Source organism: Amycolatopsis sp. NPDC104863, from assembly GCF_055582965.1.
In genome coordinates, this window is the sequence record NZ_JBVJOW010000003.1 from 252,155 (window position 1) to 275,436 (window position 23,282).

The following is a 23,282-nucleotide window of genomic DNA, read 5'->3' on the forward strand; positions in this document are numbered from 1 at the left end:
CGGAGGCGTGCTAGTTCGACCAAGCCCCGACGCTAACCACAGAGCCCCCACCCCCCCCCCCCCCCGCCCCCCCCGGCCGTGTTCTGGCTTCGGATCGGGGTTGCGGGGGGTGTGGGCTCCTGCCGTCTTCCGGTCGTCTGCTGCCGTGGCCTTTCCCGGCTTCGCCCGTGGCCGTCGGAAGTGCGCGGAGCGGTGATTCGGGGCCGACTGTGAAACGCTGGACACGTGAGCCAGCCGTCCGCGAGCGTCTTTGTCCGGTGCTCCTGCGGGCATCTCCACTGGGGGCGCTACGGTGCCGCCGGGCTGCTGCTCTTCGATCCCGCTCGGGGTGTTCTCCTGCAGCGCCGTGCCTGGTGGGTGCACCACGGCCGGACCTGGGCGCTGCCTGGCGGGGCCATCGAAGCCGGTGAGACCGCCGTGACCGCCGCCGCGCGTGAAGCCTTCGAAGAAGCCTCCGTTTCCGCTGATGCCTTCCGAGCGGTCTCTGCCTCCGTGGTGGACCATGGGGACTGGAGCTACACCACCGTCCTCGCCCTGGCCGATGGGGCCGAGGCGCGGGTTGCCAACACCGAAAGTGCGGAGGTGCGCTGGGTGGATCCCGACGACGTCCCCTCCTACCGGCTGCACCGCGACTTCGCCGCCGCGTGGCCGCGCCTGCGTGACCGCGTCGGGGAGGAGCTCGTTTTTGTCGTCGACGCAGCGAACGTCGTCGGCTCGCGGCCGGATGGCTGGTGGCGGGATCGGCACGGGGCCGCCGAACGCCTGCGTGACCAGCTCGTGAAACTCGCCGAGGCCGGCGTACCGGACCCGGATGACCCGGCCGTGACCTGGTGGCCGCGCGTTGTCCTGGTTGTCGAGGGCAAGGCCAAGCACGTCGAGTCCGTGCCCGGGGTCGAGGTTGTCGCCGCGGACGCCGATGGGGACTCGAAGATCGTCGAGGTCGTCGGGCAGCAGAAGGGCCGGGTGCTCGTCGCGACGGCCGATCGTGAGCTGCGGGGCCGGGTCGAGGCCCTCGGTGCGTCGATTCTCGGCCCCGGCACGCTGCGTAGCCAGCTCGACGAGCTCTAGTCCTTCGAGATGCCGTCGCGCATCTCGGCGACCAGGGACGCCATCACGGCCTTCAGGCTGCCCTTGTGCTGCTGCGCCACCGCCCGCTGCCGCCGGTAGCTCGGGCCGTACTCCAGGATCGTCTCGACGTCGCGCAGCTCGGCGACGCAGTCCAGGCGCCGCGCCACCGGCTCCAGGCGGTCCAGCAGGTCGGCGACGTCGTCGGTGACCAGGCGCTCGCGTCCGGCCGCGTCCAGGATGATGATCGCGTCGGTGCCGTAGCGGGCCGCGCGCCACTTGTTCTCCTGGACGTGCCACGGCGGGAGCGTCGGCAGGATCTCGCCGTCGTCGAGGCGCTCGCTGAAGTCGTCGACCAGGCACTGCGTCAGCGCCGCGATCGCGCCGACCTCCTCCAGCGTCGGCAGGCCGTCGCAGACCCGCATCTCGATCGTGCCCAGGTGCGGGGCCGGCCGGATGTCCCAGCGGATCTCCGAGAAGTGGTCGATCACGCCGGTGGTGAACATGTCGTCGACGTAGCTCTCCAGCTCGGCCCACTTCCGGAACTGGAACGGCAGCCCGGCCGTCGGCAGCTGCTGGAACATCAGCGCCCGGTTCGACGCGTACCCGGTGTCCTCGGCGCCCCAGTACGGCGACGACGCCGAGAGCGCCTGCAGGTGCGGCGCGTAGTTGAGCAGCGCGTCGAGGATCGGCAGCACCTTGTCGCGGTGGTCGACCCCGACGTGCACGTGGACGCCGTAGATCAGCATCTGCCGGCCCCACCACTGGGTGCGGTCGATCAGCTTCGCGTACCGCTCCTTGTCGGTGACCTTCTGCTGGTACCAGTTGGAGAACGGGTGCGTCCCGGCCGAGAACATCTCCACGCCGAGCGGGTCGGCGACGCTGTGCAGGACGTCGAGGGAGTCGTTCAGGTCGGCCTTCGCCTCGGCGATCGTGTCGCAGACGCCGGTGATCACCTCGATGGTGTTGAGCAGCAGCTCCTGCTTGATCTTCGGGTGCTCGGCCGCGCCGTCCGGGCGCACCGCCTCGAGGATCTGCCCGGCCACCGAGGACAGCTCGCCGCTGCGGCGGTCCACGAGGCCGAGCTCCCACTCCGCGCCGACGGTCGACCGCCGCGAGGGACTGAACTCGATGGTCATCGCCCGACCGGTCAGACCTGGGCGCCGTTGCTCGGGTCGGCGCCGGGCGGCGGACCTTGGCGGACGCGGAGCAGCAGCAGCGCGATCGCCGTCGCCAGCGCGAGGATGCCCAGCGGCGTCGCGACCGTCGGGCCGACGCCGATGGCCCCGGGCAGGATCAGCAGGAACAGCCCGGCCAGGAACAGCAGCAGGATGAGGAACGCGCCCATCTTCGGCCGCGGCAGCGGCGGCGGCTCCGGCGGGACATAGTGCTCGTCGTCGTCGGCCGGGTCGTCGGAGAACATCGTGGCGTCCCACGTCGTGCCCCCGGACCGCCAGCCGGTCTCCGGCGGGCTCTCGGCCGCGGGCGGCTCGGCCGGCCGGTCCGGCGTCTTGCGCGACTCGGTCCCCGGGCCCGCGGCGTCGGCGGTGTCCGCCGCGTCGACGGTGTCCGCCGTGTCCGCGGTGTCCAGCTCGGGCAGCCCGAACCCGCCGGCCCGCAGGTCGGCGACGATCTCGGCGAACGTCGCGTCGACGTCCTCCGGCCCGTCCTTCCCCCGGCTCATGCGGTCTCCTCCGGCTGTCCGGCGTGCGCCTTGGCGAACTCGACGCTGCGCGTGAAGATCACCTCGGCGTCGTTGTCCTGGGTCGCCACGTGGTAGCTGTTCTCCAGCACGACCTCGGTGACGTCGGTGCTGGCCACGCCCTCCAGCACCAGCTGAGAGTTCACCGGCTCGACGACGTGGTCGACCGACGAGTGCAGCAGCAGCACCGGCTGCGTCACCTTGCCCAGGTCGGCGCGCACGACGGCCCACAGCTTCGCCAGGCTCGCCGCGGCGCGCACCGGCGTCCGCGGGTAGGCCAGCTCCGTCTCGCCCGGCTTCTTGATGTCGTTCGCGATCGCCGGCACCGACGGCACGATCTTCCCCAGCACCGGCAGCAGCTTCGTGTCCCACTTCAGCCGGGTCACCGACGGGTTGACCAGGACGATCCCGGCGATCCGGTCGCCGAACTCCTCGGCGAGGCGCAGGGTGAGCGTGCCGCCCATCGAGAGGCCGCCGACGAAGACGGTCTTGCACGTCGAGAGCAGCTCGAGGAGCGCTTCGCGGACGGCGCCGTACCAGTCTTCCCACGTCGTGCGGTTGAGGTCCGGCCAGCGGGTGCCGTGACCCGGCAGCAGCGGGCAGCGCACGGTGAACCCGGCCCCGGCCAGGTGGTCACCCCAGGCCCGCATGCTCGCCGGGGTCCCGGTGAACCCGTGGCAGAGCAGGAACCCGGTGTCGGCCGAACCGGTGTGGCCGAACGGTTCCGCGCCGGCGAGCACGCCCATGCGATCGCCTTTCGTGTGAGCGGTGGATCTGTCCATGCTCTCACGGCCGACGGGCCTTGTGGGGCTCCGCCCGGACCGGGAATTCGCTGTGAGATCGATCGCTGACCGAGTGGTAACCGGGTGGCCGCCGTTGTGCGGCGGGCCCCGGGGTTCGTAGGCTGGCCGACGCGGGTGACAGGGGCTACAGCTGCGATGGAGGACTGAGGCACCGGTGCTGTACTGGCTCATGAAGTGGGTGTTCATCGGTCCGCTGCTCAAGACGCTGTGGCCGACGAAGGTCGTCGGCGCGGAAAACATCCCCGAGACCGGGGGCGCGATCCTGGCCGGCAACCACCTGGCGGTCGCGGACTCGTTCTTCATGCCGCTGCGCGTCAAGCGCAAGGTGACCTTCCCGGCCAAGTCCGAGTACTTCACCGAGCCCGGCTTCAAGGGCCTGCTCAAGAAGTGGTTCTTCACCGGCGTCGGCCAGTTCCCGATCGACCGCTCCGGCGGCAACGCCGCCCAGGCCGCGCTCGACACCGCGACCCGCCTGGTCAAGGCCGGCCACCTGCTCGGCATCTACCCCGAGGGCACCCGCTCCCCGGACGGCCGGCTGTACAAGGGCAAGACCGGCGTCGCCCGGATCGCGCTGGACTCCGGCGGCGTGGTCGTCCCGGTGGCGATGATCGGCACGGACAAGGTCAACCCGATCGGCTCCAAGATGTGGTGGCCGCGCCGCCTCGAGGTCCGCTTCGGCAAGCCGCTCGACTTTTCGCGGTACGAGGGCCTCGCGGGCGACCGCTTCATCGAGCGGTCGATCACCGACGAGATCATGTACGCGCTCATGGAGCTCTCCGGCCAGGAGTACGTCGACATCTACGCGGCGAAGGCGAAGGAACTGCTCGCCGCGGAGGCGTCCGGCGTCAAGCCGAAGGTGCCGGCCCAGCCGTCGGCCTCGGACGCGGCCCGGGTGCCGGACTCGAAGGTCGGCTGACCCACTAGGGTTCACCGGTGCGTTTCTTCTACGACACCGAGTTCATCGAGGACGGCGTGACGATCGACCTGGTGTCGATCGGTGTCGTTGACGAACAGGGCCGCGAGTTCTACGCGGTTTCGACCGATTTCGACCCGGCCAAGGCCGGGCCGTGGGTCCGCGACAACGTCCTGGACAAGCTGCCGTCCCCGGCGGATCCGGCGTGGCAGAGCCGCGAAAAGATCCGCGCGGGGCTGCTGGAGTTCTTCGGCAAGCCCCCGGGCGGCATCGAGCTGTGGGCCTGGTTCGCGGCCTACGACCACGTCGCGCTGGCCCAGCTGTGGGGCCCGATGCCGGCGTTGCCGCGGCAGCTGCCGCGCTTCACGCGCGACCTGCGCCAGCGGTGGGAGGACGCCGGGAAGCCGAAGCTCCCGGCGGCCCCCACCGACCAGCACGACGCTCTGGCGGACGCGAAGCACAACCTGGCCCGGTGGGAAGTCATCGAGGAGTACTTCCGCCGCCGCTGAGCGGGACCGCCGTCAGCGGCGCGCCCGGACCGCCCCGGCCAGCTCGTCCAGCAGCGGCGCGGTGTCGTCCCAAGCCAGGCACGCGTCCGTGATCGACTGCCCGTACGTCAGCTTCTCGCTGTGCCCCAGGTCCAGGTCCTGGCGCCCCGCCGCCAGGAAGCTCTCCATCATCAGCCCCACGATCCCGCGCTCGCCCTCGCCGATGCGCGAAGCCAGCTCCCGCACCACCCCGGCCTGCCGGACGTGGTCCTTGCCGCTGTTGCCGTGCGAAGCGTCGATGATCACCCGCTCCGGCAGCCCCGACCTGGCCAGCCGCGCCAGGGTGTCCGCCACCGTCGCCGCGTCGTAGTTCGGGCCGGCGTTGTGGCCGCGGAGGATCACGTGGCAGTCCGGGTTGCCGGACGTCGTCAGCAGGGCCGCGAGGCCGTCGGTGTTGATGCCGGGGAACACGTGGCTGGCCGCGGCCGCGCGGGTCGCGTCGACCGCCACCTGGACGTCGCCCTCGGTGGAGTTCTTGATCCCCACCGGCATCGACAGCGCGCTGCACAGCTGGCGGTGCACCTGGCTCGCCGCGGTGCGCGCGCCGATCGAGCCCCACGTCACGACGTCGGAGATGAACTGCGGCGTGATCGGGTCGAGGAACTCACAGCCCACCGGCAGGCCGAGCGCGGAGACGTCGAGCAGCAGCTTCCGCGCCATCCGCAGGCCCTTGTTGACGGCGAACGTGCCGTCGAGGTCCGGGTCGTTGATCAGGCCCTTCCAGCCCAGCGTGGTGCGCGGTTTCTCGAAGTACACGCGCATCACGATGTGCAGTTCGCCGCGCAGGTCGTCGGCCTTCGCGGCCAGCCGGCGGGCGTAGTCGAGGGCGGCTTCCGGGTCGTGGACCGAGCACGGGCCGACCACGACGAGGAGGCGGTCGTCGCGGCCTTCGAGGATGTCGACGGTGTCGGCGCGGCCGTGCCGCACGACCTTCGCGACCCCGGCGTCGGCCGGATGGTCCTCGCGCAGCATCGCGGGGGAGATGAGCGGGCTGATCGACGTGGTGCGCGCGGCGTCCAGGTCACCGATGGTGGTCGCTGGACCGGCGGAGAGCGTCATGGCGGGGGTGTTCCTTCCTGATGGACACCGACCCGCGCGGGGGACCCTCGCCGAGCCGGTTCACGAATCCGGCTCGGGGGTGGACGTCAGCGCAGGTTCACGCCGCCGAGCCCACCCGGGGCCGGCTTCGTAAACCAGTAATAGCGCTGCACAGCCCCAAGTTAGCACAACCCGGAGCCGGACCGATTCGGCAGGTGGTACGGGCTGCACCGATCCAGACGAAAGCCGCTACGCTGGCGCTCGACGAACTGTGACTGTCATCTCCAGAGAACAGACGGAGGCTTCTCATGCGTGTCGGTGTGCTGACCGGCGGCGGCGACTGCCCGGGGCTCAACGCGGTGATCCGCGCCGTGGTGCGCAAGGGCGTCGAGGTGCACGGCTGGGACTTCGTGGGCTTCCGCAACGGCTGGAACGGCCCCCTGACCGGCGACAGCCGCCCGCTCGGCCTGAACGACGTCGAGGACATCCTGACCCGGGGCGGCACCATCCTGCGGTCCTCGCGCACCAACCCGTACAAGGTCGACGGCGGCGTCGACAAGATCAAGCAGGTGCTCGCCGACCAGGGTGTCGACGCCCTCGTGGCGATCGGTGGCGAGGACACCCTCGGCGTCGCGAAGCGCCTCACCGACGACGGCGTCGGCGTCGTGGGCGTGCCCAAGACGATCGACAACGATTTGGGCGCCACCGACTACACCTTCGGCTTCGACACCGCGGTCTCCATCGCGACCGAGGCGATCGACCGGCTGCACACCACCGCCGAGTCGCACCACCGCGCGCTGGTCGTCGAGGTCATGGGCCGGCACGCCGGCTGGATCGCGCTGCACTCCGGCCTGGCCGGCGGCGCGAGCGTGATCCTGGTGCCGGAGCGGCACTTCAACGTCGACCAGGTCGTCTCCTGGGTCGAGCGCCGCTTCGAGAAGGAGTTCGCGCCGATCATCGTCGTGGCCGAGGGCGCGCTGCCCGAGGGCGGCGAGGAGAAGCTGCTCACCGGCGAGAAGGACGCCTTCGGGCACGTTCGCCTCGGCGGCATCGGCACCTGGCTGGCCGACGAGATCGCCCACCGCACCGGCAAGGAGTCCCGCGCGGTCGTGCTGGGCCACGTCCAGCGCGGCGGCACCCCGACGGCCTACGACCGCGTGCTCGCGACCCGCTTCGGCCTGCACGCCGTCGACGCGGTCGCCGACGGCGACTTCGGGGTCATGGTCGCCCTGAAGGGCACCGACATCGTCCGCGTGAAGCTGTCCGAGGCGACGGCCGAGCTGAAGACGGTCCCGGTCGAGCGTTACCAGGAAGCCGAAGTCTTCTTCGGCTGAGGTTCCCGTCTCCGCGGTCGGCGTCAGATCCGGGCGAGTGAGTCCAGGACGCCGACCGCGGCGGCGATGTCGTCCGTCAGCGGCCGGTCCTCGACGCTGAGGTCGAGCACCGCCGACGCCGCTTCGAAGGCGTCGCGCACCGGGAGGTCGACCAGGTCCGCGTCGCGCATCCGCAGCGCGCGGACCGCCGCGACCAGCTCGCACGCCAGCACCTGCTGGTACGCCGTGCAAGCCGCGGTCGCCGCGCGCGCCGCCTGCGTCGAGAAGCTCGCGTGGTCCTCGATGCCGCGGGACACCACGGCCGTGCCGAGCGTCGCCGGGAGCGCCGCCTGCCGCAGCTCCGTGAGCGCGTCGTGCGCCACGTACTCCAGGATCATCACGCCGGAGCTGCCCGCCGGGCCCGCCGCGAGGAACGGCCGCAGCCCGGTGAACTCCGGCTCGACGAGGTCGCCGAGGCGTGCCACCGACAGCTCCGCGACCTGGTGCACGGTCGCGCGGGCCTGGTCCAGCGCCGTCGAGACGTACGCCGTGTGGAAGTGCGCGTGGTGGTAGGCGTCCCCGTGCACCGTCGAGATCATCGGGTTTTCGGTGCTGGCGTTGATTTCCACGGCCAGCACGTCGCGCAGGTAGTGGATCGCGTCCAGCGCCGGGCCCTGCACCTGCGGGAACGCCCGCAGCCCGAACGGGTCCTGGATGCGCCGTCCCGGTTTCGGCGTCTGGTGCATGCCCAGCAGCCGCCGCATCTCCGCCGCGCACGCGACCTGGCCGGCGTGCGGCCGCGCTTCGTGCACCGGTGTCGCGTACGCCTCGGGGTTGCCGTCGAGCGCGACGTACGTCAGCGCCGCGATCGCGTGGCTCGCGCGGGTCAGCGTGTCCAGCCGCATCGCCGCGAGGGTCGCTTCGGCGAGCGTCGCGGCGTTGCTGCTCATGAACGCCAGCGCGTCCCCGGCGTGCACCGGCACCGGGGGCACGTGCCCGTCGACCCACGAGCGTTCGCCGGTGAGCGCGAGCGCCGCCTCGGCCAGCGGCGCGAGGTCGCCGGTGCCGATCGCGCCGAGCCGGTGCACCAGCGGCAGCGCGCCGGTGCGGACCGCTTCGGCGAGCGCGCCGATCAGCTCGGGGCTGATGCCCGAGCGGCCGGCCATCAGCTGGTTCAGCCGGATCAGCATCATCGCGCGGACCTGGCCGCGCGGCATCTCCTCGCCACTGCCACCCGCGTGGCTGCGCAGCAGCCGCAGGCCGTGCTCCTTCGAGCTCGCGACCGTGTCGTCCTTGTTGGCCCCGACGCCGGTCGTCCGGCCGTAGACCATCCGCCGTGTGCTGAGCTCTTCGGCGAGCTTCCAGGCGTGCTCGGCGCCGCGCAGCGCGGCGATCGAGACGTCGATGCCCAGTGGGCCCTCGGTGCGTGCCGCCGTGACGACGTCCGCGCAGCGCAGGGTCCGGCCGTCCACCCGGATCAAGGGCAGCCTCCTTTCCGGCTGCCCTCACTATGCGGCTAGGACGCCGGTGGCTGCCAGGGCGGCATCGGCCAGTCCCACTTCGGGACCGGTTCGTGGAGGTTCGGCTCGGCTCCCGGCGCCGAGAAGAGCACGGCCAGCCGGCTGCCCCACTCGAGGTAGCCGGCGAACGCGGCGCGGAACTCCGGGTCGCCGGGCAGGCCGGCCTCGTCGGCGGCGTCGAGCAGGAGGCTTACCCAGCGGCGGCGCTGCGGCTCGGTGATGCCGCGCCCGAGGTGCCGGCCGATCATGTGGGCGTGGCCGCCGTGGCTGCCGGAGTAGTCGGCCGGCCCGCCGAAGACCTCGCCGAGCCAGACCGCGACGTGCTCGGCGTGCCGCGGGTCCATGTCCCGGAAGACCGGCTCGAGCAGCGGGTCTTCGAGGACGTGGCCGTAGAAGATCGTGAGCAGCTTCACGAGGGCTTCGTGGCCGCCGGCCCACTCGTAGAGGGTCGGCGTGGCGGGCGGGTCTTCTGGCACGATCACCCGGCAAGGCAACCAGCGGCGGCCCGGCCGGGCAACCACTTACTTTCCGGTGCGTGGGAGGAGCGGGATGAAGCGCTACCACTGCGCGACGGAGCTGGCGCTCGATCTCATCGGTGGCAAGTGGAAGCCGGTGATCCTGGCGCACCTCAAGGAGGGCGCGCACCGCTACGGCGAGCTGCGCCGCCGGATGCCGGGGATCAGCGAGAAGATGCTGACCCAGCAGCTGCGCGAGCTGGCCGCCGACGGCATCGTCCGCCGCGAGGAGTTCGACGGCCGCGTCCCGCACGTCGAGTACCACCTGACGGCGGTGGGGGAGGAGCTCCGCCCGGCCCTGACGGCCCTGTACGAGTGGGGCGAGCGCCGCGCGGCGGCCGCGGGAATCACGTTCGAGCCGGCCGACTAGGACCGGACGACACGCGTACCCGCCCGGACGACACGCGTACGTGGACGGACGACACGCCGCACCCGGCCTGGGCACCGCTGTGTCGTCCACCCAGGTACGCGAGTCGTCCGCCTGAGTACGCGTGTCGTCCGCGCGGGTACGTCAGGCGGGGTCCGTCTCGTTCAGCCGGCGTTCCAGCGCGTCGAGGCGGCCGTCCCAGAAGCGGCGGTAGGGTGCGAGCCAGGCGTCGACCTCGGCCAGCGGGTCCGGGCGCAGCGCGTAACAGCGCCGCTGCGCCGCGACCCGCACCGTCACGAGCCCGGCTTCGCGCAGCACCCGCAGGTGCTTGGACACCGCGGGCTGGCTCAGCTCGAGCTCCTCGACGAGCTCGCCGACGGAGCGTTCGCCGTCGCGGAGCAGGTCGAGGATCGTCCGGCGACGGGGCTCGGCGAGGACGTCGAAAGTCTGCATCACCCTGGAAATGTGCTCCGGCGGGCATATGCCTGTCAAGGAATGCCGGACTCGTCCACTGGGCTGTTTGGTCTGAACCATTGACCTGATGGTCTAGTCCATTTACGGTGAGTGTGGTCTCCACCACGTGGTCCCCCTGGTTGTCAGAAATTCTCCGAAGGGAGAAGGCATGTCCCGTTTCCGCAGGAAGAGCTTGTCTGCGCTGTTGACCGTGGCCGCCGCCGCGGGCCTGGTGGCGGGCGCCGCCGCGGCCCCGGCCGCCACCGCCGCACCCGCGTCGGCCGAAGCCTCCGTCGGCAAGGTCGTCGGTTACTTCACCGAATGGGGGGTCTACGACCGCAACTACCACGTCAAGAACATCGAGACGTCGGGCTCGGCGGCCAAGCTGACCCACATCAACTACGCCTTCGGCAACGTGACGAACGGCGGCTGCGCGATCGGCGACGCCTACGCCGACTACCAGAAGACCTACGACGCGGCGGGCAGCGTCGACGGCGTCGCGGACACCTGGGACCAGCCCCTCGCCGGCAGCTTCAACCAGCTGAAGAAGCTCAAGGCCAAGCACCCGGGCCTCAAGGTGATCTGGTCGTTCGGCGGCTGGACCTGGTCGGGCGGCTTCGGGCAGGCCGCGCAGAACCCCGCCGCGTTCGCCGACTCCTGCTACAACCTCGTCAACGACCCGCGCTGGGCCGGCGTCTTCGACGGCATCGACATCGACTGGGAGTACCCCAATGCCTGCGGCCTGAGCTGTGACAGCAGTGGCGCGGCGGCGTACAAGAACCTGATGTCCGCGCTGCGCGCCAAGTTCGGCTCGCAGCTGGTCACCGCGGCGATCACCGCCGACGGCACCGACGGCGGCAAGATCGACGCGGCCGACTACGCCGGCGCCGCCCAGTACGTCGACTGGTACAACGTGATGACCTACGACTACTTCGGCGCCTTCGCCGCGCAGGGCCCGACCGCCCCGCACTCGCCGCTGACGTCGTACGACGGCATCCCGACGCCGGGCTTCTACTCCGACGCGGCGATCCAGAAGCTGAAGAGCAAGGGCATCTCACCGGGCAAGCTCCTGCTGGGCATCGGCTTCTACGGCCGCGGCTGGACCGGTGTCACGCAGGACGCCCCAGGCGGCACGGCGACCGGCGCCGCCCCGGCCAAGTACGAGCCGGGCATCGAGGACTACAAGGTGCTGAAGACGTCCTGCCCGGCGACCGGCACCGTCGCGGGCACGGCGTACGCGAAGTGCGGCAGCAACTGGTGGAGCTACGACACGCCGTCGACCATCGCCGGCAAGGTCTCCTACGCGAAGACCCAGGGCCTGGGCGGCGCGATGTTCTGGGAGCTCTCGGGTGACACCACCGACGGCGAGCTGATCACCGCCGTCGCGAAGTAGGGCCTCCGGCAGCGGGGGGGACCGGCGGAAAACCGTCGGTCCTCCCGATTATCGTTCCCCCCGTGAAGTTCAGCGGATTCGGCGAGTACGCCGTCGACTTCTTCGACGGCCTGGTCGAGGACAACTCCAAGCCCTACTGGGACGACCACGTCGAGGTCTACAAGAACGACGTCCGCGCCCCGATGGAGGCGCTGCTCGCGGAGCTGGCTCCCGAGTTCGGGGACGGCTTCGGCGAGCCCAAGGTGTTCCGCCCGTACCGCGACGTGCGCTTCGCCAAGGACAAGACGCCCTACAAGACCCACTGCGGCGGCGTCATCGAGCAGGGCCGCGGCGGCGGGGCCTACTACGTCGAGGTCGGGCCGGACGGCCTGCGGGTCGGCGGGGGCTGCTTCCACCTCGAGTCCGACCAGATCGCCCGGTTCCGCTCGGCCGTCGACACCGAGCTGCACGGCGAAGCGCTCCAGAAGATCATCACGAAGCTCGAGCGTGCCGGCTGGGAGGTCCGCGGCGACCGCCTCAAGTCGAAGCCGCGCGGGTTCGACGCCGAGCACCCGCGCCTCGACCTGCTGCGGTACCGCTCGGTCTACGCCGTGCGCGCCTGGGAGCCGGACGACGTGCTGCACGAACGGGGCGCCCTCGACCGGGTGCGCAAGGCCTGGCGGCAGGTCCGGGAGTTCAACGAATGGGCCCGTGACCGGGTCGGACCCACCGAAAAGCCACGTCGCTGACCGGACAGGTTTCTGAACAGTTTCTCTGAACTTTTCGGGATCGGTACAGACGAACGCGCGACGAGGGACTACGCTGTGCGAACGTGAGCCGACGCGCGAAGATCGTTTGTACCCTGGGTCCTGCCACCGCCACGCCCGAGAAGATGCGGGCCCTGGTGGACGCGGGCATGGACGTGGCCAGGATGAACTTCAGCCACGGCAGCCACGGCGACCACAAGCAGGTCTACGACCTGATCCGGGACGCCGCGGCCGCGAGTGGCCGGGCCGTCGGCATCCTCGCCGACCTGCAGGGCCCCAAGATCCGGCTGGGCACCTTCGCCGGCGGGCCGGTCGAGTGGCAGAACGGCGACATCGTCCGGATCACGGTCGAGGACGTCGCCGGCACCCACGACCGCGTCTCGACGACCTACAAGGGCCTCGCCAAGGACGCCAAGCCCGGTGACCGCCTCCTGGTCGACGACGGCAAGGTCGGCCTGGTGGTCAAGGAGGTCGACGGCCAGGACGTGGTGTGCGAGGTCACCGAGGGCGGCCCGGTCAGCAACAACAAGGGCGTCTCGCTGCCGGGCATGGACGTCTCCGTGCCGGCACTGTCCGAGAAGGACATCGAGGACCTCGAGTTCGCGCTCGAGCTGGGGGTCGACTTCATCGCCCTGTCCTTCGTCCGCTCGCCGGCCGACATCGACCTGGTCCACCAGGTGATGGACCGCGTCGGCAAGGGCCGGCTGCCGGTCGTCGCCAAGATCGAGAAGCCCGAGGCCGTCTACAACCTCGAAGCCATCGTGCTGGCCTTCGACGCGGTGATGGTCGCCCGCGGCGACCTCGGTGTCGAGCTGCCGCTGGAGCAGGTCCCGCTGGTGCAGAAGCGCGCCATCCAGATCTGCCGCGAGAACGCGAAGCCGGTCATCGTCGCGACGCAGATGCTCGAGTCGATGATCAACAACTCCCGGCCGACCCGCGCCGAAGCCTCCGACGTCGCGAACGCGGTGCTCGACGGCACCGACGCGGTCATGCTGTCCGGCGAGACCAGCGTCGGCCGGTACCCGATCGAGACCGTGCAGACCATGGGCCGGATCGTCGAGGCGGTCGAGACCGACTCGCCGGTCGTCCCGCCGCTGACGCACGTCCCGCGCACCAAGCGCGGCGTGATCTCCTACGCCGCCCGCGACATCGGCGAGCGGCTCAACGCGAAGGCCCTGGTGGCGTTCACCCAGTCCGGCGACACCGTGCGCCGGCTGGCCCGGCTGCACACGCGGCTGCCGCTGCTGGCGTTCACGCCGGAGGACTGCGTGCGCAGCCAGCTGTCGATGACCTGGGGCACCAACACCCACATCGTGCCGCGGGTGGAGTCCACCGACCAGATGATCCAGCAGGTCGACCACGCGATGCTGGAGATGGGCAAGTACCAGAAGGGCGACCTGGTCGTCATCGTGGCCGGCTCGCCCCCGGGCACCGTGGGTTCGACCAACCTGATCCACGTGCACCGCCTCGGTGAAGACGACCACGCATAAGGGACGTCCCACCCGTCCAGCACATAGGGTCTGGCCATGACTGAAATGGCCAGGACGGCCGCCACCGAACTGGAGATCCCGGGTGGCGGCCAGCCGGTGCTGGACCGCCTGATCGCGCTGCTGGACCTCGAGAAGATCGAGGAGAACATCTTCCGCGGCGTCTCGCCCGCCCACTCGCCGGTGCGGGTGTTCGGCGGGCAGGTCGCCGGGCAGGCGCTGGTCGCGGCCGGCCGCACCGTCCCCGACGAGCGCCGGGTGCACTCGCTGCACGCGTACTTCATCCGCGGCGGCGACCCGAGCGTCCCGATCATCTACGAGGTCGACCGGATCCGGGACGGCCGCTCGTTCACCACCCGCCGGGTCGTCGCGATCCAGCACGGCAAGGCGATCTTCTCGCTCTCGGCGTCGTTCCAGAAGGACGAACCGGGCATCGAGCACGCCGAGGCGATGCCCGAAGGCGTGCCCGCGCCCGAAACCCTGCCGACGCTGATGGAACGCGCGGAGGGCTACTCGATCGGCGCGCACAGCCGGCCGCGGCCGATCGACCTGCGCTACGTCAACGAGCCGCCGTGGGTCACCCGCCAGACCGGCGAGCGGCCCGCGCGCAACCAGGTCTGGATGCGCGCCGACGGCAAGCTGCCCGACCAGCAGCTGCTGCACGTCTGCGTGCTGACCTACGCCTCGGACATGACGCTGCTGGACTCGGTGCTCGCGCGCCACGGGGTCTACTGGGACACCGACCAGGTGCTCGGCGCGAGCCTCGACCACGCGCTCTGGTTCCACCGGCCGTTCCGCGCCGACGAGTGGTTCCTCTACGACAGCGCGTCCCCGACCGCCTCCGGCGCGCGCGGCCTGGCCACGGGCCGGTTCTTCGGCGCGGACGGCACGCTCATCGCGACGGTCGTCCAAGAAGGACTCTTGCGCGTCCTCTGAAGCCCGCCGGGAAATCACCCTTACGGGCGACGAATAGGCAGAATAATCAATCTGCCAATAGGGCACCAAGACCGGTGAAGAGGGCCGGGACCGATCGGGGGACGGCCCCGGACCTCTTCTCCCGACGACCGCGCGGCGCGCCGCGAAGTCATCGTCTACGCTGCTCACAGGCCTTGAACAGGGCCGGAGGGTGATCCTTCCGGGCGCTTCTCGCGGCCTGCCGCAGTGCAGGGTGCGAGCATACAGAAGCATTCTGCAAATTGCAGACACGACACCGGCGGCGTGGCGGTAATAGGTACCGTGCGATTACTCGAACGTCCCTGTTAGATACTGGCAGCAAGCGAACGGCTACGACGCCGTCGACATCCGGAGGTGCGCGATGGCAAGGGGACAGAGCCCCACGGTTCGCCGCCGGAGGCTCGCGGGCGAGCTGCGCCGGCTGCGGGAAGCCGCGGACCTGACGATCGACGAGGTCGGCGAGAAGCTCGAGTGCTCCGCCTCGAAGGTGAGCCGCATCGAGACCGGGCACGTCGGGGTCACCCCGCGCGACGCCCGCGACATGCTGGCGCTCTACGGGATCACCGGTGACGAGCAGGAGGCGCTCGTCCAGCTGGCCAGGGAGGCCCGCAAGCGCGGCTGGTGGCACGCCTACAACGAGGTCTTCACCGGCACCTTCGTCGGGCTCGAGGCCGACGCCAGCTCGCTGCGCGCGTTCCAGGCGCTGCTGGTTCCGGGGCTGCTGCAGACCGAGCGGTACGCCCGCGCGGTGATCCGGGCGCTGCGGCCGGACGCCGAGGACGCCGAGACCCGCCGCCGCGTCGCCGCGCGGATGGCGCGCCAGGAGCTGCTGTCCGACACCCCGCCGCCGGAGTACTGGGCGGTGATGGACGAGGCCGTGCTGCGCCGCGTCGTCGACGGGCCCGAGGTGATGGCCGAGCAGCTCTACCGCATGGTCGCGCTCGCCGAGAAGCCGAACGTGACCATCCAGGTCGTGCCGTTCGGCGCCGGCGCGCACCCCGGCATGGAGGGCCCCTTCCTGATCATGGGGTTCCCCGAGCAGGCCGACCCGGACGTCGTCTACGTCGACGACAGCACGTCCAGCGGCCTCTACCTGGAGGAACCCACAGACGTGCGGCGCTACGGGCTGATGTTCGACCATCTGCGCGCGGCCGCACTGAAGCCGGACGACTCGGTGGCGCTGATCGCCGAGGCGGCCGGGCGGTTCGCCGAGCAGGCGGCCGTACCGGGTCCGGTGCACCATCCGGAACCGAGGACACAGTAAGGGAGTGGGGACCATGGAAACCGAACTTTCCGGGGCGCGGTGGCGCAAGAGCAGCCACAGCGGCGGCGGCAACGACTGCGTCGAGGTCGCGTTCGTCACCGGCGGCGCCGCCGTGCGCGACTCGAAGGACCCCGAAGGTGGTGCCTTCCGCCTGCCCGCATCGGGTTGGCGTGGGCTGCTGGCCGCGGTGCGGCCCGGCGGCCCGGCCCACGACTGAGGCGGTTGCGAAGACCCCTTACCCCCGCCGAGCTGGGCTCGGCCGGGAGTAAGGGGTCTTTTCACGCCCAGGCCTGCGTGATCACCCGATGCCTGAGGGGCCCCCTCAGGACGAACCTGAGTGCTACCAACCGGTGAACTCGGGAACAGGGGAACATGATGCACAGCGATCTGCTGCTCGACGCGGTCCGGGCCGAAGCGGCTTACCGGGCCGAGGAACTGCGGAAGGCCGGGCGCAGCGCCTGGGCCGCCCGCGCACGCCGCGCCGTCCGGCACATCCGGGCCGCGCGGAGCGACGTCGACGTCCCGGCGCAGGAGCGCCGCGAAGCCGCGCGGGAGACCGCCGGCGTCGGCGAGACCGCCCGGTAAGGGGCGGGTGATGGTGTCCAAGGCGATAAGCGTGCGGAACTTGTCGGTGGGGTGAGACAGAATGCTCATCGTGCCCCGACTCGGCTCCGGAATCCCGCTCGTCGCCCGTACCCACGAGATGCGGCGGCTCCGCGCCGCCTTCGCCCGGGCCGAACGGGGCGAAGCCGGCGCGGTGCTGCTCTCGGGGGACGCCGGGGTCGGCAAGACCCGGCTGCTGACCGCGCTCGGCGAGCACGTCGGCGGCTGCGGTGGGCTGGTGCTCACCGGTCGCTGCATCGACGTCCGCGAGGGTGGTCTTCCTTATCTTCCCTTCGCCGAGGCGCTCGCCCCGCTGGGCAGCGCGACGGACCCGGCGGTCGCCGCCGCGGTGCGGTCCCGGCCCGCGCTCGGGCGGCTGCTGCCGCAGGGCGCCGGGGTCGAGGAACCCCGCACGGCGGAACACCCGCCGATGACTTCGAACGACCGGGAAACCATGGTGCGTCCCCGGCCGGAGCAGGATCTCGGTCAGCTGCAGCTGTTCGACGCGGTACTGGGGGTGCTGACCGAGATCGCCGAGACGCGGCCGGTGGTGATCCTGCTCGAGGACCTCCACTGGGCCGACGCCTCGACCCGCAACCTGCTGTCGTTCCTGCTCAGCAGGCTGCGGGCGCAGCGGCTCCTGGTCGTGGGCAGCTACCGGGAGGAGGACGTGCACCGGCGCCACCCGCTGCGCGGCCTCCTCTCGGAGCTGGTCCGGCTCAACACCGTCGAGCGCGTGGACCTGCACCCGTTCGGCGCGGCCGACGCCCGCCGGTTCGTCGAAGCGCTGGCCGACGAGCCGCTGCCCGCGGACGTCGTGGCCGACATCGTCAGCCGCTCCGAGGGCAACCCGTTCTTCGCCGAGGAGCTGCTGGCCACCAAGACCGAGTGCAACGACCTGCCCGCCGGGCTCGCCGAGGTGCTGCTGTCCCGGCTCGAGCGGCTCTCGCCGGACACCCGCCGGGTGGTCCGCGTGATCTCCGTAGCCAACGAGCCGGTGATGCACGGCGCCCTCGCCGAGGTGTCCGGGCTGGGGGAGCTGGAGCTCGACGACGCGCTGCGCGAAGCCGTCCAGCACCACGTGCTGGTGGTGCTCTCGGACGGCTCGTACACGTTCCGGCACGCGTTGCTGCAGGAAGCGGTGTACGGCGACCTGCTGCCGGGAGAGCGGTCGCGCACGCACGCGGCGTACGCGGCCCGGATCCAGGCGCGGCCGCAGGGCCGCGGGCACGACGCGAAGCTGGCGTACCACTCGATGCAGAGCAGCGACCTCGTCACCGCGCTGCCGGCGTTGCTGCGCGCGATGGACGAGGCCGAGAAGCTCGGCGCGCCCGGGTCGGCGCTGCAGCACGTCGAACAGGCACTGTCCATCTGGGACGCCGTCCCGAAGGCGGAGCGGCCCGAAGGCTTCGACGAGCTACGGCTGCTGCACGAGGCGTCGTACTTCGCGGGCACGTCCGGCGAGCCCGAGCGGGCCGCCGCGTTCGCCCGCTCGGCCACCCAGGCCCTGACCCCGGAGACCTCGAACGACCGGGCGGCGAAGACGTGGCGCCGGCTGGCGGAAGCCCTGCTGGCCCTGGAAGGCACGCTCGACGAGGCGACCGCGGCCATGGACCGGGCCTGGGACCTGGTCAAGGACACCGAGCCGAGCGGGACACGCGCGTGGGTGCTGGCGGGCCGGGCCGGGTTCCTGCGGATCCTCGAACAGCCGGAGGCGGCGCTGGAGAGCGCGCGCGACGCCGTCGCCGACGCGCAGGCGGTCGGGGCGGCGGCCGCGGAAGCCGCGGCCCTGATCACCTTGGGCACGCTCGCCGACTCGGCGGGTGATCCCGTCGAAGCGCGTGAATGGCTGCGCAAGGCGCAGCGGAAGGCGCGGGACGCCGGCGCCCCCAACACCGAGATCCGCGCGACCTACTTTCTCGCGCTGAGCCACGACGACCACGCCGAGTTCGCCGAAGCGCTGGAGCACGTCGCGACCGGCGTCACCCGGGCCGAAGAGGCCGGGCTCAGCTGGAGCGTCTACGGGCTGGAGCTGCGCGCGCGGCAGCTGACCCTGCGCTACCTGATGGGCGATTGGCCGGACGAAAGCGCGAGCCGGGCCGGGCGCGGGGTGTCGAGCGCGGTCGCCGCGCGCATCCTGGCGATCTGGTCGCTGTTCGTCGTCGCGCGCGGCCGGTTCGACGAAGCCGCGAAGCTCATCGCCGGGCTGCGGCAGCACTGGACGGCGGACATCCAGATCCCGCTGTCGGTCGGGGACGCGGGCATCCAGCTGGCGTTCTGGAAGGGTGAGCACGCCGAAGCGGTGCGCCGGGCCGAAGACCTCATCGGCTGGCTGGAGCGGATCGAGCCCGGCCTGCTGGCCGGCATCCGGGTGGCCGCGGTCGGCGTGACCGCCGCGGCCAGGGCAGCCGCCGAAGCGCGGGTCCACGGTGACCAGGCCGCGGCCGACGCCGCGGTGGCGGCGGGCGAGCGGATGCTGGCGCACGGCCGGATGTGCGCGGTCGTCGGGCAGCCGCGCTCGGGCACGCTCGGGCCGGAGGGCCGGGCGTGGCTGGCCCGGCTGGAGGCGGCGGCGTCCTGCCTGACCGGCCGGGGCGACGCGGCGAAGTGGGCAGCCGCGGCGGAGGCGTTCGGCTACGGCGCCGTCTACGAGCAGGCGATCTGCCGGTGGCACGAAGCCGAAGCGCTGCTGGCGACGGACGCGGACGCGAAGCCCGCGCTCGAAGCGGCCCACGCGGTGGCCATGCGCCTGGGCGCGATCCCGTTGCGCGACGCGGTTCGCGACCTCGGGCACCGGGCCCGCGTCGAGCTGGCGGGAGCCGAACCGCCGGCCCCGGTCCGCACGGTCGCCGACCCGCTGACCGACCGCGAGCGCGACGTCCTGGAGCGCGTCGCGCTGGGCCGCACGAACCGCCAGGTCGGCGAAGAGCTGTACATCAGCGAAAAAACGGTGAGCGTCCACCTCTCGCGGGTGATGGCCAAACTCGGCGCGAGCCGCCGCGCGGAAGCGGTGGCGATCGCCTACGACCGCGGTCTCCTCACGGCCCCCACCGCCGAACACGCGTGACCAGAGGGTCGACACGCGTGATTGAGCAGCCGACACACGTGATTGAAGGGTCGACACGGCAAGCAGAGCCGTGTCGACCCTTCAATCACGCGAGTTGACCCTCAGATCACGCGTGTCGGCTGCTCAATCACGTCAGCGGGGGAGGCGGCGGAGGGCCTTGAGGCCCAGGGTCATGCCGCGTGACCACAGCGAACCCGGGACCCGCTTCGGCGGGCGAAGGGCCAACCCGCGCTGCAGCGCGATCGACTGGGCTTCGGTGTACTTCAGCAGGCCTTCGGCGCCGTTGCGGCGGCCGACGCCCGAGTCCTTCATGCCGCCCATCGGGACGCCGACGCTGCCGAACGTCGCCGCGTACCCCTCGTTGACGTTGACCGTCCCGGCCTTGAGCCGCGCCGCGACCTCCCAGCCCGCACGGCCGTTGCGCGACCAGACGCTGGCGTTCAGCCCGAACGGCGTGTCGTTGGCCCGGTTGATGGCCTCGGTGACGTCGGTGTAGCCGTAGATCGAGACCACCGGCCCGAACGTCTCCTCCGCGAACGGCACCATGTCGGGCGTGACGCCGGAAAGCACGGTCGGCTCGTAGAACAGCGGGCCGAGGTCGGGCCGCGCGCGGCCGCCGGTGAGCACCGAAGCGCCCTTCGCGCGGGCGTCCTCGACGTGCGCGGACACCGTCGCGAGCTGGTCTTCCGACGTCAGCGAGCCCATCCCGGCCTGGTAGTCGAGCGCGCCGCCGAGCTTCAGCGCCGCCGTCCGCGTGACGAACGCGCGGGTGAACTCCTCGCGGATCGACTCGTGGACGTAGATCCGCTCGACCGACACGCACAGCTGGCCGGCCGAGGAGAAGCACGCCGTCACCGCGCCCGTCGCGGCCTTCGCGACGTCGGCGTCGGGCAGCACGACCATCGGGTTCTTGCCGCCGAGCTCCAGCGAGTACGACGTCAGCCGCTTCGCCACCTGCCCGGCCAGCTCCTTCCCAGTGGGCGTGGACCCGGTGAAGCACAGGTAGTCCGACTCCTCGACCAGCGCGTCGCCGATCTTCGAGCCACGGCCGAGCACGATCTGCCAGGTCCCGGCCGGCAGCCCGGCCTCCTCGGCGAGCTCGTGCAGCCACAACGCGGACAGCGCGGTCTGGTTGTCCGGCTTCTGCACCACGGCGTTGCCGGCCGCGAGCGCCGGGAGGACGTCCATCGCGGTGAGGGCGAGCGGGTAGTTCCACGGCGAGATGACCCCGACGACACCCTTGGGGTGCCGGATCTCCCCGGCGCGGGTCAGGCCGGGGATGACCCCGGCGACGCGGCGCGGGGCGAGCAGCTTCGCCGCGTGCTTGCCGTAGTAGGCCGCGACGAGCGCGGTCGCGCTGACCTCGTCGAACGCGTCGAGCCGGGCCTTGCCCGCTTCGACCTGGACCAGGTCGAGCACCTCGTCCTGCCGGGCGAGCACCAGGTCGTGCAGCCGGGTGAGGACGCGGGCGCGCTCGGCGGGGGAGCGGTCCGCCCACGCGTGCTGCGCGGTCCGGGCGCCGGCGAACACCGCGCGGACGTCGGCGTCGGTGGCCTGGGGCAGGGTCGCGATCGGCTGCCCGGTGAAGGGCGCCCGCATCCGGACCGTCGCCGAGTCCGCGCCACCGGCCACGCGCGCGACGAGCTGGGCCGCCCGCGCCGAGCCCGGCGCCCTGGCCACCCCGCCGACGGTCGGCGGCAGGGGAGTGGCTTCGAGCGCGTTCGCGGGGGTCGTGCTGGTCATGACGTCTCCGTTCCGCGGCGTCCGGAGTCCGCGCGACGCCGCGCGCAGGTGTTACCGACGAGTAGAGCATACCGTCGGTACGTCAGATGTCCAGCCTGATGTGAATATGTTTCATGTATTGGGCGGGTTCAGCGGCGGCAGCTGGTAGTTCGGCTCGGTCGGGGACGCCGGCCCCTGCCCGGGGTGCGGGTGGGCCTGCGTGGCGCCGCCGTAGGGGTCGTCGGGCTGCTGGGGCACCGGCTGGGCGGGGAACGGCTGCGACTGCGGTCCGGGCTGCGCCGGGAACGGCTGGGACGGCGGCCCCGCCTGCGCCGGGAACGGCTGCGAAGCCGGGTACTGCTGGGCCATCGGGTACTGCTGCGGCGGAACGGGGTAGGGCCGCGACTGCTGCTGGTGCAGCTGAGGCCCGCCGTAGGGCGCCGGTATCCCGGACGGCGCGGTGGCGGGCGCGCGCCGGCCGGCCAGCACCGCGAACACCAGTGTCAGCACCGCGACGGCCCCGCCGCCGAGCAGCAGCCAGAAGCCGGTCCCGGTCGAGTAGTGCGACCGGATCGTGCCCTCGTCGGACTCGTAGCTCAAGGTCGCCGAGACGTCCATGCCGAGCATCCACACCGCCGCGGCCGCCCCGGCGGCGCCGGCCACCAGCGCGGTCCGCGCGCCCGAGCGCACCCCGGCGCGGGCCGAGCGGCGCGAGCCGGCGAACGCCAGCACGGCCCCGGCCAGCAGCACCACGGCGGCCGCGGTCAGCGGGATCCCGTAGTGCGCGACGTGGGTGTTCTCGTAGAACTTCGCGGCCTCGGCGCCCGGTTCGACGCCGAACGTGCGTGACCAGGCGCTGATCGTCTGGCTGCTCTCGGTCTTGTTGTCCACGATCTGCTCGAACGACGTCTGCGGCAGGAACGACCCGGCCACGACGAGCACCGCGGCCAGCGCGCCGAGCATCCCGGCGAGCAGCCGGAAGAGCGCGCCCGGATCGGTGGGCGCCGCGGCGGGCGGAGGGGTGTAGGCGTACGGATACGGGGCTGGCGCACCGGAGGTCATCGGGAACTCCCCTCGTTCGCAGGGGATTGGACCACGAATCCGACGGCGGGATAAGGGGCACTTCGCCTCTTGCCCGGCGGGCTGCTCAGCTCGGCGCAGTCGCTGCGTCCTGGTAGAGCAGGACGGCGATGCGCTTCCACTCCTCGAGCAGCTGACGGCGCCGGTTCGGGTCGCCGCCGAGCTCGGCGTCCAGCGCCAGCCCGCGGGTCAGGTTCACGGTGAGCCAGAACAGCATCTCGGCGCGTTCGGGCGGGAGGTCGCCGGCGACCTGCGTGACGTGCTCGAGCGTCGCGCGGCCGAGCGCGCGGTCGACCGGGCGGATGGCCGCGCGCAGCTCGGGGTCGGTGCGGGCGGCGACCCACAGCTCGGTGACGGCGGTCGAGAGGGTGCCCGAGTAGCCGGTCCAGAGCAGGTCGATCGCCGCGGCGACTCCCGTGCCGCCGCTGGGCAGCTCGTCGAGCGACGCCGCGAGCTGGCGCCGCAGCTTCGTCGTCAGGTGCTCGACGGCGGCCGCCATCAGCTCGGCCTTCGCGGTGAAGTGGTGCTGCACCGCGCCCTTCGACACGCCCGCCCGCGCGCAGATCTCCTGCACCGACGTGCGTGCGTACCCGACGTCCACCAGGCAGTCGATGGTGGCGTCGAGCAGCGCCGTGCGGGTCTGCTCGCGCCGTTGCGCCTGGGTCCGGTGTGCCGTTTCGGTCACCGCGGCCTCCCTGCTTTACCTACAGGCCGGTACGGATGTACATT

At 71.8% G+C, this 23,282-nt stretch carries 23 protein-coding genes; 13 read left to right on the top strand and 10 right to left on the bottom strand.

Features of this window, described 5'->3' with window-relative positions; all coding sequences use genetic code 11:
• Positions 1-225: 225 nt before the first annotated feature.
• On the top strand, positions 226-1,068 hold the full coding sequence (locus ACZ63J_RS17820; RefSeq protein ID WP_465403226.1) for an NUDIX domain-containing protein: 843 nt from the start codon (positions 226-228) through the stop codon (positions 1,066-1,068).
• Here the strand turns inward: ACZ63J_RS17820 and ACZ63J_RS17825 are convergent.
• Genes ACZ63J_RS17825 through ACZ63J_RS17835 form a run of 3 tightly spaced genes read right to left on the bottom strand, consistent with a single transcriptional unit; the run spans position 1,065 to position 3,513 of the window.
• Positions 1,065-2,204 carry a glutamate--cysteine ligase gene (locus ACZ63J_RS17825; RefSeq protein WP_465403228.1) on the bottom strand — a complete coding sequence of 380 codons (1,140 nt, stop codon included), beginning with the start codon at positions 2,202-2,204 and terminating at the stop codon, positions 1,065-1,067. The two genes, ACZ63J_RS17820 and ACZ63J_RS17825, sit on opposite strands and share 4 nt — an antisense overlap.
• Positions 2,205-2,215: 11 nt before the next feature.
• On the bottom strand, positions 2,216-2,749 hold the full coding sequence (locus ACZ63J_RS17830) for a hypothetical protein (protein WP_465403230.1): 534 nt from the start codon (positions 2,747-2,749) through the stop codon (positions 2,216-2,218).
• Positions 2,746-3,513: an alpha/beta hydrolase gene (locus tag ACZ63J_RS17835; protein ID WP_465403232.1), complete on the bottom strand. Its 768-nt coding sequence runs from the start codon at positions 3,511-3,513 to the stop codon at positions 2,746-2,748. The genes ACZ63J_RS17830 and ACZ63J_RS17835 overlap by 4 nt, the downstream gene beginning before the upstream one ends.
• Positions 3,514-3,724: 211 nt before the next feature.
• Between ACZ63J_RS17835 and ACZ63J_RS17840 the strand changes: the two genes are divergently transcribed.
• Together ACZ63J_RS17840 and ACZ63J_RS17845 are read left to right on the top strand one after the other, a co-directional pair.
• Positions 3,725-4,486, top strand: coding sequence for a lysophospholipid acyltransferase family protein (locus tag ACZ63J_RS17840; RefSeq protein ID WP_465307680.1), 762 nt, complete (start codon positions 3,725-3,727; stop codon positions 4,484-4,486).
• A 17-nt stretch (positions 4,487-4,503) separates the two neighbouring features.
• Positions 4,504-4,992 (top strand): polyadenylate-specific 3'-exoribonuclease AS, encoded by a 489-nt coding sequence (locus tag ACZ63J_RS17845; protein WP_465307678.1) that lies wholly within the window; start codon positions 4,504-4,506, stop codon positions 4,990-4,992.
• A 12-nt stretch (positions 4,993-5,004) separates the two neighbouring features.
• Here the strand turns inward: ACZ63J_RS17845 and ACZ63J_RS17850 are convergent, their stop codons facing one another.
• Positions 5,005-6,090: a 3-deoxy-7-phosphoheptulonate synthase gene (locus ACZ63J_RS17850; protein ID WP_465403234.1), complete on the bottom strand. Its 1,086-nt coding sequence runs from the start codon at positions 6,088-6,090 to the stop codon at positions 5,005-5,007.
• 287 nt (positions 6,091-6,377) lie between these two features.
• On the opposite strand from ACZ63J_RS17850, the gene ACZ63J_RS17855 reads away from it, so the two are divergent.
• Positions 6,378-7,403, top strand: a complete 1,026-nt coding sequence (locus tag ACZ63J_RS17855; protein ID WP_465307674.1) for a 6-phosphofructokinase — start codon at positions 6,378-6,380, stop codon at positions 7,401-7,403.
• A gap of 23 nt (positions 7,404-7,426) precedes the next feature.
• Here ACZ63J_RS17855 and ACZ63J_RS17860 read toward each other — a convergent pair whose 3' ends face one another.
• Together ACZ63J_RS17860 and ACZ63J_RS17865 are read right to left on the bottom strand one after the other, a co-directional pair.
• Positions 7,427-8,863, bottom strand: coding sequence for an aromatic amino acid ammonia-lyase (locus ACZ63J_RS17860; protein WP_465403236.1), 1,437 nt, complete (start codon positions 8,861-8,863; stop codon positions 7,427-7,429).
• A gap of 35 nt (positions 8,864-8,898) precedes the next feature.
• A complete protein-coding gene (locus tag ACZ63J_RS17865) occupies positions 8,899-9,384 on the bottom strand; it encodes a group II truncated hemoglobin (RefSeq protein WP_465338017.1) in 486 nt (161 codons plus the stop codon).
• Positions 9,385-9,451: 67 nt separating this feature from the next.
• Between ACZ63J_RS17865 and ACZ63J_RS17870 the strand changes: the two genes are divergently transcribed.
• Positions 9,452-9,787: a winged helix-turn-helix transcriptional regulator gene (locus ACZ63J_RS17870; RefSeq protein WP_465338016.1), complete on the top strand. Its 336-nt coding sequence runs from the start codon at positions 9,452-9,454 to the stop codon at positions 9,785-9,787.
• 141 nt (positions 9,788-9,928) lie between these two features.
• On the opposite strand, the gene ACZ63J_RS17875 is transcribed toward ACZ63J_RS17870, so the two are convergent.
• Positions 9,929-10,237: an ArsR/SmtB family transcription factor gene (locus ACZ63J_RS17875; RefSeq protein WP_465338107.1), complete on the bottom strand. Its 309-nt coding sequence runs from the start codon at positions 10,235-10,237 to the stop codon at positions 9,929-9,931.
• Positions 10,238-10,406: 169 nt separating this feature from the next.
• Between ACZ63J_RS17875 and ACZ63J_RS17880 the strand changes: the two genes are divergently transcribed.
• The 8 genes from ACZ63J_RS17880 to ACZ63J_RS17915 all read left to right on the top strand — a co-directional run bounded on the left by ACZ63J_RS17880 (position 10,407) and on the right by ACZ63J_RS17915 (position 19,751).
• Positions 10,407-11,630: a glycoside hydrolase family 18 protein gene (locus ACZ63J_RS17880; RefSeq protein ID WP_465403238.1), complete on the top strand. Its 1,224-nt coding sequence runs from the start codon at positions 10,407-10,409 to the stop codon at positions 11,628-11,630.
• A 62-nt stretch (positions 11,631-11,692) separates the two neighbouring features.
• Positions 11,693-12,358, top strand: a complete 666-nt coding sequence (locus ACZ63J_RS17885) for a DUF2461 domain-containing protein (RefSeq protein WP_465307664.1) — start codon at positions 11,693-11,695, stop codon at positions 12,356-12,358.
• A gap of 83 nt (positions 12,359-12,441) precedes the next feature.
• The gene (pyk, locus tag ACZ63J_RS17890) at positions 12,442-13,866 is read left to right on the top strand and encodes a pyruvate kinase (protein WP_465338013.1); all 1,425 of its coding nucleotides are present in this window, start codon (positions 12,442-12,444) and stop codon (positions 13,864-13,866) included.
• A gap of 36 nt (positions 13,867-13,902) precedes the next feature.
• Positions 13,903-14,799 (top strand): acyl-CoA thioesterase, encoded by an 897-nt coding sequence (locus ACZ63J_RS17895; protein ID WP_465307660.1) that lies wholly within the window; start codon positions 13,903-13,905, stop codon positions 14,797-14,799.
• A gap of 379 nt (positions 14,800-15,178) precedes the next feature.
• Positions 15,179-16,081: a helix-turn-helix domain-containing protein gene (locus ACZ63J_RS17900; protein ID WP_465338011.1), complete on the top strand. Its 903-nt coding sequence runs from the start codon at positions 15,179-15,181 to the stop codon at positions 16,079-16,081.
• A gap of 13 nt (positions 16,082-16,094) precedes the next feature.
• Complete coding sequence (locus ACZ63J_RS17905; RefSeq protein WP_465403240.1) at positions 16,095-16,298, top strand: DUF397 domain-containing protein; 204 nt, start codon at positions 16,095-16,097, stop codon at positions 16,296-16,298.
• A gap of 158 nt (positions 16,299-16,456) precedes the next feature.
• Positions 16,457-16,666 carry a hypothetical protein gene (locus ACZ63J_RS17910; protein WP_465338009.1) on the top strand — a complete coding sequence of 70 codons (210 nt, stop codon included), beginning with the start codon at positions 16,457-16,459 and terminating at the stop codon, positions 16,664-16,666.
• Between the two features lie 61 nt (positions 16,667-16,727).
• A complete protein-coding gene (locus ACZ63J_RS17915; RefSeq protein WP_465403242.1) occupies positions 16,728-19,751 on the top strand; it encodes a helix-turn-helix transcriptional regulator in 3,024 nt (1,007 codons plus the stop codon).
• A gap of 132 nt (positions 19,752-19,883) precedes the next feature.
• Here the strand turns inward: ACZ63J_RS17915 and ACZ63J_RS17920 are convergent, their stop codons facing one another.
• The 3 genes from ACZ63J_RS17920 to ACZ63J_RS17930 all read right to left on the bottom strand — a co-directional run bounded on the left by ACZ63J_RS17920 (position 19,884) and on the right by ACZ63J_RS17930 (position 23,238).
• Entirely contained in the window at positions 19,884-21,494 is a 1,611-nt protein-coding gene (locus ACZ63J_RS17920) for a succinic semialdehyde dehydrogenase (RefSeq protein ID WP_465403244.1), read from the bottom strand.
• Between the two features lie 111 nt (positions 21,495-21,605).
• Complete coding sequence (locus ACZ63J_RS17925) at positions 21,606-22,535, bottom strand: hypothetical protein (protein WP_465403246.1); 930 nt, start codon at positions 22,533-22,535, stop codon at positions 21,606-21,608.
• An 85-nt stretch (positions 22,536-22,620) separates the two neighbouring features.
• Complete coding sequence (locus ACZ63J_RS17930; protein WP_465338005.1) at positions 22,621-23,238, bottom strand: TetR/AcrR family transcriptional regulator; 618 nt, start codon at positions 23,236-23,238, stop codon at positions 22,621-22,623.
• Positions 23,239-23,282: the final 44 nt, after the last annotated feature.